The 15,363-nt window shown below is 72.2% G+C and carries 14 protein-coding genes and 2 pseudogenes; 7 read left to right on the top strand and 9 right to left on the bottom strand.

Translation table 11 applies throughout. The annotated features are described in order from the left end of the window. Positions 1-86: 86 nt before the first annotated feature. Together ACLF5H_RS05745 and ACLF5H_RS05740 are read right to left on the bottom strand one after the other, a co-directional pair. Positions 87-731, bottom strand: coding sequence for a DUF899 family protein (locus ACLF5H_RS05745; protein WP_421674973.1), 645 nt, complete (start codon positions 729-731; stop codon positions 87-89). Between the two features lie 103 nt (positions 732-834). Beyond that, entirely contained in the window at positions 835-1,641 is an 807-nt protein-coding gene (locus ACLF5H_RS05740; RefSeq protein WP_421674972.1) for a nucleotidyltransferase domain-containing protein, read from the bottom strand. A gap of 110 nt (positions 1,642-1,751) precedes the next feature. Between ACLF5H_RS05740 and ACLF5H_RS05735 the strand changes: the two are divergent. Next, a pseudogene (locus ACLF5H_RS05735) lies at positions 1,752-2,126 on the top strand (RidA family protein); the annotation flags it as partial. Positions 2,127-2,291: 165 nt separating this feature from the next. Then, positions 2,292-2,681, top strand: coding sequence for a GNAT family N-acetyltransferase (locus ACLF5H_RS05730; protein ID WP_421675119.1), 390 nt, complete (start codon positions 2,292-2,294; stop codon positions 2,679-2,681). A 42-nt stretch (positions 2,682-2,723) separates the two neighbouring features. Here ACLF5H_RS05730 and ACLF5H_RS05725 read toward each other — a convergent pair whose 3' ends face one another. Next, positions 2,724-3,425, bottom strand: a complete 702-nt coding sequence (locus tag ACLF5H_RS05725) for a uracil-DNA glycosylase (protein WP_421674971.1) — start codon at positions 3,423-3,425, stop codon at positions 2,724-2,726. A gap of 217 nt (positions 3,426-3,642) precedes the next feature. On the opposite strand from ACLF5H_RS05725, the gene ACLF5H_RS05720 reads away from it, so the two are divergent. Beyond that, positions 3,643-4,263 (top strand): RNA-binding S4 domain-containing protein, encoded by a 621-nt coding sequence (locus ACLF5H_RS05720; protein WP_421674970.1) that lies wholly within the window; start codon positions 3,643-3,645, stop codon positions 4,261-4,263. A gap of 110 nt (positions 4,264-4,373) precedes the next feature. On the opposite strand, the gene ACLF5H_RS05715 is transcribed toward ACLF5H_RS05720, so the two are convergent. Next, complete coding sequence (locus ACLF5H_RS05715; protein ID WP_421674969.1) at positions 4,374-5,072, bottom strand: class I SAM-dependent methyltransferase; 699 nt, start codon at positions 5,070-5,072, stop codon at positions 4,374-4,376. A gap of 157 nt (positions 5,073-5,229) precedes the next feature. Here ACLF5H_RS05715 and ACLF5H_RS05710 point away from each other — a divergent pair. Next, positions 5,230-5,481, top strand: a pseudogene (locus ACLF5H_RS05710) (DUF6343 family protein); the annotation flags it as partial. Positions 5,482-5,586: 105 nt separating this feature from the next. Here the strand turns inward: ACLF5H_RS05710 and ACLF5H_RS05705 are convergent. The 3 genes from ACLF5H_RS05705 to ACLF5H_RS05695 form a co-directional block, all read right to left on the bottom strand. Further along, positions 5,587-5,967: a tetratricopeptide repeat protein gene (locus ACLF5H_RS05705; RefSeq protein WP_421674968.1), complete on the bottom strand. Its 381-nt coding sequence runs from the start codon at positions 5,965-5,967 to the stop codon at positions 5,587-5,589. 49 nt (positions 5,968-6,016) lie between these two features. Continuing rightward, on the bottom strand, positions 6,017-6,643 hold the full coding sequence (gene coaE / locus ACLF5H_RS05700) for a dephospho-CoA kinase (RefSeq protein ID WP_421674967.1): 627 nt from the start codon (positions 6,641-6,643) through the stop codon (positions 6,017-6,019). 70 nt (positions 6,644-6,713) lie between these two features. Next, the gene (locus tag ACLF5H_RS05695; protein WP_421674966.1) at positions 6,714-7,652 is read right to left on the bottom strand and encodes a PAC2 family protein; all 939 of its coding nucleotides are present in this window, start codon (positions 7,650-7,652) and stop codon (positions 6,714-6,716) included. Between the two features lie 243 nt (positions 7,653-7,895). Here ACLF5H_RS05695 and ACLF5H_RS05690 point away from each other — a divergent pair, with 243 nt between their 5' ends. After that, a complete protein-coding gene (locus tag ACLF5H_RS05690; RefSeq protein ID WP_421674965.1) occupies positions 7,896-8,858 on the top strand; it encodes a right-handed parallel beta-helix repeat-containing protein in 963 nt (320 codons plus the stop codon). Positions 8,859-9,021: 163 nt separating this feature from the next. Here the strand turns inward: ACLF5H_RS05690 and rpsA are convergent, their stop codons facing one another. Beyond that, positions 9,022-10,515, bottom strand: a complete 1,494-nt coding sequence (gene rpsA, locus ACLF5H_RS05685; RefSeq protein ID WP_421674964.1) for a 30S ribosomal protein S1 — start codon at positions 10,513-10,515, stop codon at positions 9,022-9,024. 364 nt (positions 10,516-10,879) lie between these two features. On the opposite strand from rpsA, the gene ACLF5H_RS05680 reads away from it, so the two are divergent. Continuing rightward, on the top strand, positions 10,880-11,725 hold the full coding sequence (locus tag ACLF5H_RS05680; protein WP_421675118.1) for a class I SAM-dependent methyltransferase: 846 nt from the start codon (positions 10,880-10,882) through the stop codon (positions 11,723-11,725). Positions 11,726-11,781: 56 nt separating this feature from the next. Then, positions 11,782-14,379, top strand: coding sequence for an ATP-dependent helicase HrpB (gene hrpB / locus ACLF5H_RS05675; protein ID WP_421674963.1), 2,598 nt, complete (start codon positions 11,782-11,784; stop codon positions 14,377-14,379). Here hrpB and ACLF5H_RS05670 read toward each other — a convergent pair. After that, the gene (locus ACLF5H_RS05670) at positions 14,369-15,361 is read right to left on the bottom strand and encodes a DUF3068 domain-containing protein (RefSeq protein WP_421674962.1); all 993 of its coding nucleotides are present in this window, start codon (positions 15,359-15,361) and stop codon (positions 14,369-14,371) included. The genes hrpB and ACLF5H_RS05670 overlap by 11 nt on opposite strands. Positions 15,362-15,363: the final 2 nt, after the last annotated feature.

Here is a 15,363-nt window from a genome sequence, read left to right as displayed (position 1 = left end):
TGACCCGACTGAGACACGCTTGACACGATTCCGGCACAGATCATGACGATTCGGTCACCGATCGGCACGAAGTGGTGCCGTCCGGGTCAGAAGTCGTACTCGTCGTGCAGACGGAGCGCCTCGCTGCCGGCGGGGCGGCGGCCGAGGGCGGTCAGGTCGAGGAGGGCGGTGGTGGTTCCCAGTTCGTCCAGGTCCGCGTCGTACACCGAGTAGGTGTGGAAGACCCGGTCGCGGTCGCGCAGGAAGCAGCTCAGGCCCGGTCGCTCGACCGGTTTCCCGCCGTCCCGCACGGTCGCCTCGAAGTCGTCGTTGAAGTCGCCGGGTGCCGAGGAGTACCAGGGCACGGTCCAGCCCATCCGCGCCTTGAAGGGCAGGATGCGGGTGAACGGCGCCCGGGAGACCGCGGCGAACGTGGTGTTGCGGGCGCGCAGATGGGCGAGGTGGCCGACCTGGTCCAGGAAGGCGGCGCAGCACGGACAGCCGGTCACCCATTCGGGGGCGAACATGAAGTGGTGGACGACGAGTTGGGAGCGTCCCTCGAAGAGGTCGAGCAGGGTGGCCTTGCCGTCGCCGCCCTCGAAGAGGTATTCGGGGTCGACCTCGACCATGGGCAGCCGCCGCCGCTCGGCGCCGAGTGCCTCGCGCTCCCGTCTGGCCGACTCCTCCCGGCGCCGCAGCTCCTCACGCGCGGCGCGCCATTGCTCGCGCGAGACGATCTCCGGTAACGACATGGGTCCTCCTGTCCGACGGTCGGTTCGGGGTGGTGACCGGCGGCGGACACGGAATTCATCGCCAGGGCGTGGATTTTCTCCGGCGGGTTTACGACGGTGCTGTTCACCAAGTCGGCGGCAGTGCCCCGGCGATGATCTCCTCGGCCCTGGTGACCGCCGCGACCAGGGCGTCGGGGGTGGCCCGCAGCCGGCCCGTCACCTCGTCGAACTCCCGCAGTCCGGCCCGCTCCAGCAGCCGCTTCTCGTTGGTGACCCACTCGCCGCGGGCCGCGAGGACCGCGTGGGCCGCCTGGGCCGCGGCGGTGGCGAGGGCACCGGCGGTCTCGGTGAGGCGGCCCTGGGGCGCGTGGTTGGCCCTGGCGTAGCCGAGGGTGGCGCGGGCGGTGCCGCCCCAGTGCTCGGCGGCGGTACGGCGCAGCGGCTGCGGATAGCCGAGCGGGCGGGGCAGTGCGCCGCGGAGCACCTGGTTGAGGGCGAGCTCGGCGACGATCAGATAGGTGGGGATGCCGGCGAGATGGAACAGCAGCGGCTCCACCCGGAACCGTCCCTGCCGCGCCTCGGTCAGCTCGTGTTCCACGGCGTCCAGATCGCGGTAGTGCACATCGACGCGGCGTCCGTCGACGGTCAGCCAGGCGCCGCCGTTGAAGACGCCGCCGCCCCAGCCGCCGATCTCGCTCACCTCGCCGGGCCAGCCGAGGGCGCGCAGGTCGGCGGGGTCGAAGGGGCCGCGGTAGTAGACCGCCAGGTCCCAGTCGCTGTCCGGGCGGTGGGTGCCCTGGGCGCGGGAGCCGCCGAGGGCCACCGCGCGGACGGTGGGGAGCGCGGCCAGCCGGTCGGCGGTGGCGGAGAGGAAGTCGGCGTCGGGGGCGGGGTCGGGGCCGGTACGGGCGTCCGGGTCGGGGTGGGACATGGGGTCAGCCTGCGTCATGGTCACCGGGTTCGCTCGTGGCTTTTCCTCCGAGTCCCCGAGTCCCGTGTGGTGCGCGGAAATTGAGGTGCGCGCGCGCCGGGTGGGCGTCGATGATCGGGAGATTGCCCGCTGACCGTCGTAGGAGCAGCTCCGTGATCCAGCGCGTCACCGTCCCCACTCTTTTCCCGCCGCCCACCTACTCCCATGCCTCCGTCGTGGAGGCGGGCACGAAGCTGGCGTTCCTCGCCGGATCGGTGCCGCTCGACGAAAGCGGTGAGATCGTCGGACCGGGCGATCCGGTCCGCCAGGCCCGGCAGGTGATCGCCAACCTGCGGGAGCAACTCCACGCTGTGGGCAGTGACCTGGCGCATGTGCTCAGCACCGAGGTGTATGTCGTGAGCGGCGAACCCGCGACGCTGTCCGCGGTCTGGGAGGTCGTGGAGGACTCGGGGCTGAGCAAGGGGCCGCACTCCTCCACCCTGCTGGGGGTCGCCTGCCTCGGATACACCGGTCAGCTGGTGGAGATCACGGCGACGGCGGCGGTACCGGACGCCGGGGCGGCCGAGGATACAAACCGGAGGGACGCGGGCACCGGCGTCCTCCTCCGGCGGGCGCGGGCGGCCGACGCGCGGGCCGCCGCCGATGTCTGGCTGCGTTCCTTCGCCGCCGCCCTGCCCACCGTCGCACGGCCGCGCACCGACGACGAGGTCCGCGACTACTTCCGGGACGTCGTCGTACCGTTGCGGGAGACCTGGGTGGCGGAGGAGGACGGCGGGCGGATCATCGGGGTGATGGTGCTCGACGGCCGGTTGCTGTCCCAGCTCTACCTGGAACCGGAGTGGCGGGGGCGGGGCCTCGGGGACCGGTTCGTCGCGCTGGCCAAGGAACGCAGCCCCGAGGGGCTGACCCTGTGGACCTTCCAGGTCAACAGGCCCGCGCACCGCTTCTACGAACGCCACGGCTTCCTCGTCGCCGAGTCCACGGACGGCAGCGGCAACGAGGAGCGGGAGCCGGATGTGCGGTACGTCTGGCGGCCCTGAAGCCCGGGTCGCGCTCACCGTGGCGCCCGGTGGCGGAGTGGTTCAGGACACCGGCAGCCCGGCCGTTCGCGCCGCCGTGCCCAGTACCTCGCGCAGCATCTCCGGCGTGAGCTTGCCGGTGAAGGTGTTGCGCTGGCTGACGTGGAAGCAGCCGAAGAGGTCCAGGCCGTCGAGCGCGACGCGGGTGCCGTGGCCGAAGGCCGGGCGGGGGCGGGGTACCGTCCAGCCCGCCTCGGTGAACGCGGGCAGCGCCGCCTGCCAGCCGAAGGCGCCGAGGACCACCGCGGCCCGCAGCGTCGGGCGCAGCAGCCCCAGCTCCTGGACCAGCCAGGGGCGGCAGGTGTCGCGCTCACCGGGGGTCGGCTTGTTGGCGGGGGGCGCGCAGTGCACCGGGGAGGTGACCCGGACTCCGTGCAGCTCCAGGCCGTCGTCGAGGTGGACCGAGGTGGGCCGGTTGGCGAGCCCGAGGTCGTACAGCGCCTGGTACAGCACATCGCCGGAGCGGTCGCCGGTGAACATGCGGCCGGTGCGGTTGCCGCCGTGCGCGGCCGGGGCCAGGCCGATGATCAGCAGCCGGGCATCGGCGGGACCGAAGCCGGGTACCGGGCGGCCCCAGTACGTCCAGTCCGCGAAAGCGGCGCGCTTGGTCCGCGCCACCTCCTCGCGCCACTCCACCAGCCGGGGGCAGGCCCGGCAGCCCGTGACCCGCCGGTCCAGCCGGGCAAGGGGGCTGCTGTCGTCCATAGAGTCACCGTATGCCCGGGTCGCCGCCGCCCATGCCCGCGACCCGGTCTCCCCATGCCGGCCGCTCCACACCGGCCCGTGCGCACCGGTCCTGTGCGAGTCGGCCTCCGCGCGCCCTCCCTCCGGACTGGCACCCCCTTCCTTCCGCGGTCTTCGGCCTCGGGCCGCCCCCGGAAAACCTGTCCAGGTCGTCCGGGCCTGGCGTTAGGGTCGGGGCATGGCTTCCGAGGATGCGGACGAGAACGTGGACCCGGGCACCGACGGGACGGCCGGGACGGGACCCGCCCAGGGTGCCGGGAACGCCGGTGCCTCGGCCGGCGGACCGGTGGACCCCGAGGCGGAACCCGCGGCGAACCCCGCGGTGGACCCCGAGGTCGCCGCCGCGGTCGCCGCCGCCAGGGCCGCGGGGCCCGGCAGCGGGGAGACGGTCCGGATCGACAGCTGGATCTGGGCCGTACGCCTGATCAAGACGCGTTCCCAGGGCGCCACCGCCTGCCGTGGTGGGCATGTGCGTGTGAACGGTGAGCGGGTGAAGCCTGCCTACTCGGTACGGGTGGGCGACGAGGTCCGCCTGCGAAGCGAGGGCCGGGAGCGGATCGTGATCGTCAAGCGCCTCATCCGCAAGCGGGTCGGTGCGCCCGTGGCCGTGCAGTGCTACATCGACAACTCCCCTCCCCCGCCGCCCCGCGAGACCGTCGCCCCCGCCGGGATCCGCGACCGGGGCACCGGTCGGCCCACCAAGCGCGACCGCCGGGACATGGAACGCCTGCGCGGCCTCACACCACCGGGGTTCAGCAGCGGCATGAGCGGACCCGAGGGGCGGTCGAGGGGACGGTGACGGGTGACGCCGGGCACACCGCGCCCGCCCCACGGCGTCCGCCTCGCGCCCACCGCGTCCCTCTTACGCCCCCAGCGTCCTCCTGCCGGCCGCCGCGTCCTCCTGGGCACCTACCGTGTCGTCCGCACGGCCCGTACCCACATCCCGTCCGGCGTCAGGTACTTGTCCACCTCCAGCCCCTCCTCCGCCAGCGCTGATTCGAACTGTTCCTTCGTCAGGGGCCGGGCGAGGAAGGTCTGGGTCCAGGTGCCGTCCGGGAAGTCGTACTCGACATGGACGGAGTCCACTCCGTCGCCTACGGGGGTCACCGAGGCGATGCGGACCGTGAAGCCGGCCGGGTCGACCCGCTCTCTCGGCACATCGGTGTGGTAGTCCGCGCCCTCCCGCTGGATGAGCACGCAGCCGCCGTCGGCCACATGGCGGGCGCAGGTGCGCAGCAGGCCCCGGCGCACCTCCTCGTCACCGGCATGGACCAGGAACGAGGCGAGCATCACCACCTCGAACTTCTCGCCGCCCAGGTCCAGTTCCTCGATCGGGGCGCATATGGCGCGTGCCCCGTGGATCCGGGCCAGCATGTCGGGGGACTCGTCCACCGCGGTGACCGTGAAGCCGCGTTCCAGCAGCGGGTGGGTCATCCGGCCCACCCCGCTGCCCAGTTCCAGGATGTGCGCCCCGGGCGGTACCGCCGCGGCGATGATGTCCGGCTCCGGTCCGATCGGCAGCCGCGTGTAGACCTCCACCGCGCAGCCGTCCGGGGTGATCGCACCCGTGCCTGTGCCCTCGTATCCCTCACGCATCTCGACCGTCATGCCCGAAGAACGGCCCGTCCCCGCCGTCCCGTTCCCGTTCGACCACGGTTCATCCGTTCGAGCGATTCACCGCAGAACGGGAACTCGCGGGACGGGGAACGAGCTGCACGCACCCCACCGCCCCGGGGAGTACGTTGCAAGAAGGAGTGGTGATCCGATGCGTACAGGCAGTGAACCGGCGACCGCGCGCAGTGCTCTGCGGGCGCGGTTGTGGCTGAGTGTGTGGGGGCTGGTCTGGGCGGTCTTCGGCACGGTGGTGTTCGCGCTCGTCGGACGCCCCGGCTGGGCGGCCGCCTGCGGGGTGCTGCTGCTGATCGTCACCGTCGACCTCGCCATGATCGTCCGGCATCTGAGGCAGGGCCCGCACTATCAGCCGGGCCGGGACGTGCCGCCGTACCAGCCGCCGGACGACGACGGGCCCCGCGGTCCCCGGCTGTCGCGGCGCGGCCCCTCCTGGGCCCGGCCGCCGCGCCACCGGCACCCCTGACGGACGTCCGCCGTCACGGGCACGGCATCAGCCGTCGAACCGGGCCGCCTTCAGGTACTCCGGGTTCGGATCGAGTGCCGCGGCCAGCCGGAAGTGGCGCTTGGCCTGGTCGGCGCGGCCCTGGCGCTCGTAGGTGCGGGCCAGGGCGAAGTGCGCGTAGGCGTTGTCCGGCTCCCGCTCCAGGACGATGGTGAACTCCAGCTCGGCGGGCCGCAGTTGCGCGGCGGCGAAGAAGGCACGCGCGCGCAGCAGCCGGGCCGCGGTGTTCTCGGGATGCGCGGCGATGACTCCGTCGAGCAGCTTCACCGCACCCCGCGGATCCCGCGCGTGGAGCAGCTGCTCCGCGGCACGGAAATCGATGACATGCGTCTCCGGAGTGGGTCCGGGGGAACCGCTGGTCTCGGGCACGGCAGAGTCCTTCCCTTGTTCCCGAGGTTCAACGCCCCTGCCCGGGCCGCTATTCCGCGGGCCGGTCCCCGGTGGAGCGCCCGTGGGCCCGGCGCACCAGGTCGTCCCAGACCGCGTCGACCCGCTTGCGCAGCGCGTCCAGCGGCACGTCGTTGTCGATCACCAGGTCCGCGATCGCGTGTCGCTGCTCGCGGGTGGCCTGCGCGGCCATGCGGGCGCGGGCGTCGTCCTCGGTCATTCCGCGCAGCCGTATCAGCCGGTCGAGCTGGGTCTCGGGGCTCGCGTCCACGACGATCACGAGGTCGTAGAACGGCGCCAGGCCGTTCTCGGTGAGCAGGGGGACGTCGTGGATCACCACGGCGTCGGGGGCCGCGGCCTCCTCCAGTTCACGGGAGCGGGCGCCGACCAAGGGGTGCACGATCGAGTTGAGGACCGCGAGTCTGGCCGAGTCGGCGAAGACGATCGAGCCGAGGCGGGGCCGGTCCAGACCCCCGTCCTCGGCGAGGATGTCCGGGCCGAACGCCTCGACCACGGCGGCGAGACCGGGCGTGCCGGGCGCCACGACCTCCCGTGCGATGCGGTCGGAGTCGATCAGCACGGCTCCGTGCTCCACGAGCAGCCGGGACACCTCGCTCTTGCCGGCGCCGATCCCGCCGGTCAGGCCAACTTTCAGCATGAGCGGAAGCTTAGGCCCTGCCACCGACAGGGGCAGGGCCTTGAGGCCGGACAGCGGCGGAAGCCGAGGCTCAGGCCTCCCCCTCACGCTCCGCGAGGAATCGCTCGAACTCGCGCCCGATCTCGTCGGCGGACGGGATCTCCACCGGTTCGGCGAGCATATTGCCCCGGGTCTCGGCGCCGGCCACCGCGTCGTACTGGTGCTCCAGGCCCTGGACGAGGGCGGTGAGCTCCTCGTCGCCCTCCTGGATCTGCCGGTCGATCTCGGTCTGGGTGCGCTGCGCGTCCGTGCGCAGGGAGTGCGCGATGCCGGGCAGGACCAGGCCGGTGGCGGCGGTGATGGCCTCCAGGACGGTCAGCGCGGCGTCCGGGTACGGGGAGCGGGCGATGTAGTGCGGGACGTGCGCGGCGACGCCCAGGACGTCATGACCGGCCTGCATGAGCCGGTACTCCACCAGCTGCTCCACGCTGCCGGGCACCTGGGCCTCCTCGAAGGGGCTGGTGTGGCCGGGGACCAGGTCGGTGCGGTTGCCGTGCGGGGTGAGGCCCACGGGGCGGGTGTGCGGCACGCCCATGGGCAGGCCGCTGAAGTTCACGGCCAGGCGGACGCCGAGCCGGTCGGCGATCTGTCGTACCGCCGTCGAGAAGCGCTCCCACTCCACGTCCGGCTCGGGCCCGGACAGCAGCAGGAAGGGGGCGCCGGTGGTGTCCTGGACGAGATGGACCTCGATGGCCGGGGTCTCGTAGTCGGTCCAGCGGTCGCGCTTGAAGGTGAGCAGAGGCCGGCGGGCCCGGTAGTCCACGAGCCGGTCGTGGTCGAACCGGGCGACGACCTGGTGGGGCAGTGAGTCGAGCAGCCGGTCGACGATGAGGTCACCGGTCTCGCCCGCGTCGATGTATCCGTCGAAGTGGTAGAGCATGACAAGGCCGGCCGATTCCTGGGCGAGCGCCATGTCGACCACGGCGAGGCCCTTCGGCTCCCATGCGTACAAACCCTGCGGATCAAGCACTGTGACCGCTCCTCCTCCTGTTCCTCCGCTACAACGCGGCCTGGAACGGGGGCATTCCCGCGACACGCCGCTGATCAGCGATCTTCCGTAGACCGTCCTGACGCTCCGTCTTGACGCTCCGTCACCTGGTCCGTACCTTCACGGTGCACTGTTCACCATGACGGCCACGATTCACGTATGAGATCGCCCGGTTTCACGTAAGAGCCCGTAAGAGCTCGTCCCTGGGACAGGAAGGCACCCCCTATGCGCATATCCATGCCGCTCACCTCCCTGATCGCGGCGGCCACCGTCACCGGTGGTCTGCTGCTCGCGGGCCCGGCTCCGGCCATGGCCGCGTCGACGGTCGAGGTGACGACCGCGGCCCAGCTGAAGACCGCACTCGCGAACGCGCGGCCCGGCGCCACGATCCATCTCGCGGACGGCACCTACAAGGGCAACTTCAACGCGACCGCACCGGCCACGGCGTCCGCCAGGATCACCCTCACCGGCTCCGCCGAGGCCGTCCTCACCGCGAGCGGCGGCTACGGGCTCCATCTGAACGGCGCCTCCTACTGGACGGTCAGCGGACTGACCGTGACCGGGAGCCAGAAGGGCATCATGATCGACGCGGCCGAGGGCGTGATCGTGGACGGCGTCACGGTGCACGGCCTGGCCATGGAGGGCGTGCACTTCCGCGATTCCAGCACGGACGGCGTGATCAGGAACTCGCGGATCTACGACACCGGGAACGACGGCGGCGGCATGGGTGAGGGCGTCTACGTCGGCACGGCCAACACCCTGTCCGACAACAGCGACCGCGTGCAGATCGTCGACAACACCATCGGCCCGGACGTGGGCGGTGAGAACGTCGACGTCAAGGAGGGCACGACCGGCACCCGGATCATCGGCAACACCTTCGACGGCAGCGGCCTGACCGGCGCGAACTACGACGACTCCTGGGTCGATGTGAAGGGCAACGACGTCCTGGTCCAGGACAACACCGGCACCCGTACCAGCAACGACGGCTACCAGACCCACACCCAGCAGCCGGGCTGGGGCTGCGGCACGATCTTCAAGGGCAACCACTCCACCCTGACCGGCGCCACGGGCCCCACCCAGCTGGCCGTCAACGTGACCAACTACAGCGCTGACTGCCGGACGACGGTCTACACCTCGAACACGGCGACAGGCGGCAAGGGCCTGACGAATATCGCGGTGACTTCCTGACAAGGGCTGCGGTGATCCCCTAGGGGCGCGGGGAGCTGCGCGACCAGCCACGACGGACCCGCAGCGGCCCACCACCGAACCGCCCCGGGAAAACCCTGAGGGGCCCCACCTCGAAAGGTGGAGCCCCTCAAGCAGCTACCTGCTAAGCCTCAGCGGCCAGCGTTCAGCTCTGGCCACCCGCGAGCTTCTCGCGCAGCGCGGCCAGCGCCTCGTCCGACGCCAGGGCGCCGGAGGTGTCCGCACCCTCGGAGGAGTACGAGCCGCCGCCGGTCGCGGCCGGAGCCGCAGCCTCGCCGCCCTCGGCCGCGGCAGCGGCGTCGGCCTCGCGGGACTTGATGACCTGCTGCTGGTGCTGCTCGAAGCGGGACTGCGCCTCGGCGTACTGGCGCTCCCACTCCTCGCGCTGCTTCTCGTAGCCCTCGAGCCAGTCGTTGGTCTCGGGGTCGAAGCCCTCGGGGTAGATGTAGTTGCCCTGGTCGTCGTAGGACGCGGCCATGCCGTACAGGGTCGGGTCGAACTCGACGACCGACGGGTCGGCGCCGAAGGACTCGTTGGCCTGCTTCAGCGAGAGGCTGATGCGACGACGCTCGAGGTCGATGTCGATGACCTTGACGAAGATCTCGTCGTTGACCTGGACGACCTGCTCCGGGATCTCCACGTGGCGCTCGGCCAGCTCGGAGATGTGGACCAGACCCTCGATGCCCTCGTCCACGCGGACGAACGCACCGAACGGAACCAGCTTCGTGACCTTGCCGGGCACGACCTGGCCGATCTGGTGGGTGCGGGCGAACTGCTGCCACGGGTCTTCCTGGGTCGCCTTCAGCGACAGGGAGACGCGCTCGCGGTCCATGTCCACGTCGAGGACCTCGACGGTGACTTCCTGGCCGACCTCGACAACCTCGGACGGGTGGTCGATGTGCTTCCAGGACAGCTCGGAGACGTGGACCAGACCGTCGACGCCACCCAGGTCCACGAAGGCACCGAAGTTGACGATCGAGGAGACCACGCCGGAGCGGACCTGACCCTTCTGGAGGGTCGTGAGGAACGTCTGGCGGACCTCGGACTGGGTCTGCTCCAGCCAGGCACGGCGGGACAGGACCACGTTGTTGCGGTTCTTGTCCAGCTCGATGATCTTGGCCTCGAGCTCCTTGCCGACGTACGGCTGGAGGTCGCGGACACGACGCATCTCGACGAGGGAAGCCGGCAGGAAGCCACGGAGGCCGATGTCGAGGATGAGACCACCCTTGACGACCTCGATGACGGTACCGGTGACGATGCCGTCCTCTTCCTTGATCTTCTCGATGGTGCCCCAGGCACGCTCGTACTGGGCGCGCTTCTTCGAGAGGATCAGGCGGCCTTCCTTGTCCTCCTTCTGGAGGACCAGGGCCTCGATCTCGTCGCCGACGGCCACGACCTCGTTCGGGTCGACGTCGTGCTTGATCGAGAGCTCGCGGCTCGGGATGACACCTTCGGTCTTGTAACCGATGTCGAGCAGGACCTCGTCCCGGTCGACCTTCACGATGACGCCGTCGACGATGTCGCCGTCGTTGAAGTACTTGATCGTCTCGTCGATCGCGGCGAGGAAGGCTTCCTCGTTACCGATGTCGTTGACCGCTACCTGCGGGGTGGTGGCGGTGGTCTCGGTGCTGCTCGTCATGTGGGAAAGGGCTCCGGTACGGACATTGAAGTCGTAGGTACTGCTTACGCCGGGAGCCTGTTTCGCTCTGCAGAAGCCGGACAGCCAAGGAAGCGCCACCTTTTCAGGACACCGGGTGCCCGGTGGCGCCTCGAAAACCGAGGGGACATACATACAGATGCGAGCGCAGCCTGCTACGTCTGAGGCGCGCAAGCCCGCAGCGCAACTTGTAGCATACGGGGGCAGCCGGAAAGGGTCAATGCGCGAAGGCGCACACCCGGGGCGGATCGCCGTATACCCGGCACAAAATGTCCCATAAGTCCGCGCGGCAGGGCTGTGCGACCCCGTCCACGGCGTACCGCCGTCCGGTGGGTCGGGACGGAAGATTACGACGAGGGAGCCGATCATCCAAGAGTCCGAACGGCCCGAGCCCGAGGGGTTCGAGCCCGAAGCCACCCGCCGTGACGCCGATGTCGCGGAGAGCAGCCGGGCCAACCGGGGCTGGTGGGACCGCAACGCGGACGAGTACCAGGTCGAGCACGGCACGTTCCTCGGCGACGACCGCTTCGTGTGGGGCCCGGAGGGTCTGGACGAGGTGGAGGCCGAGCTGCTCGGCCCGCCGGAGGACCTGAAGGGCAAGGAGGTCCTGGAGATCGGCGCGGGCGCGGCGCAGTGCGCGCGCTGGCTGGCCGCCCAGGGCGCCCGTCCGGTGGCCCTGGATCTCTCGCACCGCCAGCTCCAGCACGCGCTGCGCATCGGCGGATCGTTTCCGCTGGTGTGCGCGGACGCGGGCGCGCTGCCCTTCGCGGACGGTTCCTTCGACCTGGCGTGCTCGGCGTACGGCGCGCTGCCGTTCGTCGCGGATCCGCGCCTGGTGCTGAGCGAGGTGCGGCGGGTGCTGCGGCCCGGCGGCCGGTTCGTCTTCTCGGTGACCCACCCGATCCGCTGGGCGTTCCCGGACGAGCCGGGTCCCGAGGGCCTGTCGGTGTCCGCCTCGTACTTCGACCGCACGCCCTATGTGGAGCAGGACGACCGGGGCGGGGCGGTCTACGTGGAGCACCACAGGACGCTGGGCGACCGGGTCCGCGACATCGTGGCCACCGGGTTCCGCCTGGTGGACCTGGTGGAGCCGGAGTGGCCGGCCTGGAACAGCTCGGAGTGGGGCGGCTGGTCCCCGCTGCGGGGCAGCCTGATCCCGGGTACCGCCGTCTTCGTGTGCGAGCGGGACTGAAACCTCCCCGATCGGGGACGCGGGGGCGGGTTCGGGCGTCGTACGACACTTAAGGCGTGATCCGTTACGACGCCCTGGACGCGCTGCCCGTGCGCTCCGCCCTGCCCGCCCTGACCGACGCGCTCGCGGCCGACGGCGCCGCCGTCCTGGTGGCGCCGCCCGGTACCGGCAAGACGACCCTGGTGCCGCTGGTGCTGGCGGGGCTGGTCGGGGACGGCCCCGCGCGGCGGGTCGTGGTGGCCGAGCCGCGGCGGATCCCCGCGCGGCGGGTCGTGGTGGCCGAGCCGCGGCGGATCGCGGCGCGTGCGGCGGCGCGGCGGATGGCGTGGCTGCTGGGTGAGCGGCCCGGCGAGAGCGTGGGTTTCACGGTGCGCGGGGAGCGGGCCGTGGGGCGGCGCACGCGGGTGGAGGTCGTGACCACGGGGGTGCTGCTCCAGCGGCTCCAGCGCGATCAGGAGCTGGCCGGGGTGGACGTCGTCGTGCTCGACGAGTGTCATGAGCGGCATCTGGACGCCGACACGGTGGCGGCTTTCCTGTGGGACGTGCGGCAGGCGCTGCGGCCGGAGCTGCGGCTGGTGGCCGCGTCGGCGACCACGGACGCGCGGGGGTGGGCGCGGCTGCTGGGCGGGGCGCCGGTGGTCGAGGCGGCGGGGACCGCGCATCCCGTGGAGGTGGTGTGGGCGCCGCCGGTGCGGCCGGTGCGGCCGCCGCACGGGATGCGGGTGGACCCCGTACTGCTGGCGCATGTGGCGTCGGTGGTGCGGCGGGCGCTGGCCGAGCGGGACGGTGACGTGCTGTGTTTCCTGCCCGGGGTCGGCGAGATCGCGCGGGTGGCCGGGCTGCTGGGTGAGCCGGCCGGGGTGGAGGTGCTCCAGGTGCACGGGCGGGCGCCCGCGGCCGTGCAGGACGCGGTGCTGGCGGCCGGTCGGCGGCGGCGGGTGGTGCTGGCGACGTCGGTCGCGGAGTCCTCGCTGACCGTGCCCGGGGTGCGGGTGGTGGTGGACTCGGGGCTGGCCCGGGAGCCCCGGGTGGATCATGCGCGGGGGCTCAGTGGGCTGACGACGGTACGGGCGTCGCGTGCGGCCGGGCGGCAGCGGGCGGGCCGGGCCGGGCGGGAGGCGCCGGGTGCGGTGTACCGGTGCTGGGCGGAGGCCGAGGACGGCCGTCTGCCGGCGTTCCCGGCGCCGGAGATCAAGGTGGCCGATCTGACGTCGTTCGCGCTCCAAACCGCCTGCTGGGGTGATCCGGACGCCTCGGGTCTGGCGCTGCTGGATCCGCCGCCGGGCGGTGCGATGGCGGCGGCGCGCTCCGCGCTGGTGGCGGTGGGCGCGGTGGACTCCGCGGGGCGGGCGACGGAACGCGGCGTACGGCTCTCCCGGCTCGGGCTGCACCCGCGGCTGGGGCGGGCGCTGCTGGACACGTCGGGGGCGGGGGCGGAGGTGGTGGCGCTGCTCTCGGAGGAGGTGCCGCGGGAGTACGGCGACGATCTCGCCGGGGCGTTGCGCTCCGCTCGGCGTGGGGGTGACGGCTACGCGGGGCGGTGGGCGGCGGAGGTACGGCGGCTGCGGTCGGTCGCGGCGGAGTTCTCCGACCCGGCCGTGCAGGAGGGCCGGTCCCGGGTGGGCCCCGGGCCGGGTGCCCGGGGTCCGGGTTCCGGGCGGCCGGTCCCGTCCGGTGTGGGTGCGGACGGCCTCGTCGGGCTGGTCGCCGCGCTCGCTTTCCCCGAGCGGGTCGGGAAGTCGGACGGTGGGTCGTACCTCATGGTGTCCGGGACGCGGGCCGAGGTGGCGGAGGGGTCGGCGTTGCGGGGGGCGCCGTGGGTCGTGGTGGCCGTGGCGGACCGGCCGGGCGGGAAGGGGCATGCCCGGGTGCGGCTCGGGGCCGCCGTGTCCGAGGAGGTGGCGCGGGCGGCGGCGGGCGCGGTGCTGGACGAGCGGGACGAGGTGCGCTGGGCGGACGGCGATGTCGTGGCCCGGCGGGTCGAGCGGCTCGGGGCCGTCGAGCTGGCGGTGCGGCCCTTGGCGGACGCCGCGCCCGAGCTGGTGCGTGCGGCGCTGCTCGAAGGGTTGCGGCAGGAGGGGCCCGCGCTGCTGCGGTGGACGCCGGACGCTCAGGTGCTGCGCCTGCGGCTGGCGTTCCTGCGGGCCCGGCTCGGGGAGCCGTGGCCGGATGTGTCGGACGAGGCGCTGTACGCGGGTGCGGAGCGGTGGCTGGAGCCGGAGCTGGGCCGGGCTCGGCGGCGGGCGGATCTGGCGCGGATCGATGCCGGGCAGGCGCTGGCGCGGCTGCTGCCCTGGGCGAGCGGGGAGGCCGTGCGCCTGGACGAGCTGGCGCCCGAGCGGATGACCGTGCCGAGCGGGTCCAGGATCCGGATCGACTACCGGGATCCCGAGCGGCCGGTGCTCGCGGTGAAGCTCCAGGAGATGTTCGGGTCGCGGGAGACGCCGTCGGTGGCGGGCGTGCCGCTGCTCGTGCATCTGCTCTCCCCCGCCGGGCGGCCCGCGGCTGTGACGGCCGATCTGGCGTCGTTCTGGCGGGATGGCTACCGGGCCGTGCGGGCCGAGCTGCGCGGCCGTTATCCGAAGCACCCGTGGCCGGAGGATCCGGCGGCGGAGGAGCCCACCCGGCACACCAACGCGCGGCTCAGGCGCTGACCGGCCGCGGTGGCGCCGCCGGGGCGGGTGCCGGGTCCCCGGGGCGGCGGGCGCGGGCCTCCAGGAGGAGGGAGAGGGCGAGCAGGAGCAGGCCGAGGGTCAGGGCGCCCCAGGGGACGTAGGAGGTGAGTGCGAGGACGAGCGTGCGGTTGTGTTTGACGAGGGCGACCGTGTGCTCGACGTAGTCCTCGCGCATCTTCACGTCCCCGGCGAACGCGGTGACCTTGGCGCGTCCGCCGAGCAGGGTGCCGCCGCGCAGTTCCTCTTGGTGGATCTCCTCGCCGTAAACCGGTGCGCCGGTGACCGGTTCGACCCAGAAGCGGCGCTCGGTGGTGTACCAGCGGGTGGTGCCGGTCTTGGCGACGGTCTGCGGGGTGATGCCCTTGACCGGCATGGACTTCGGCATGGGGACCTTGGTCCAGGGGACGGTCTGTTCGAAGTAGTAGACCTTCAGGCCGTGGAACTCGCGGGTGCCCTTGTAGTGGATGGGGCTGGTGGTGCGGGTCTGCGCGTCGAAGTACTCGTAGTCCCGTTTCTGGGTCAGGAAGGGCCACTTGAACTCGATGCCGGCCCGCTCGACCGGGTCGCCGTCGACCATCTCGCCGGTGGCGTGGACGGGGGCCTGGCTGTGGGCGTCGAAGATGTAGCGCTCGGGGACCTCGGAGACCATCTTGCCGTCGGGGCCCTGGACGTAGGAGAGGGCGTTCCAGACGACGACCGGCCGGTGTGCGCTCTTCTCGATCTTCTCGGCGGCCGCCACATCGCCTTTCAGGGTCTGCACGATGGTGACCTGGGGGACCTTTTTCGCCCGCATGGTGCCGTAGTCGAGGAGGGTGGCGTTCTTGGCCTCCAGGACGACGTCCTGGTACTGGTTCGCGGGGATCCGGGCCAGGCGCGGGAAGGCGTACCAGCGTGTCAGTGGCGACAGTGCCGCGCAGAAGACGGCACAGGCGAGCAGGATCAGGCTTGCCTTGCGGCGCATCG

It is taken from the genome of Streptomyces sp. LaBMicrA B280 (genome assembly GCF_049222185.1).
Classification (GTDB): domain Bacteria; phylum Actinomycetota; class Actinomycetes; order Streptomycetales; family Streptomycetaceae; genus Streptomyces; species Streptomyces murinus.
The sequence above is the reverse complement of the archived record's forward strand: the minus strand, read 5'-3'. Positions and strand labels throughout refer to the sequence as shown.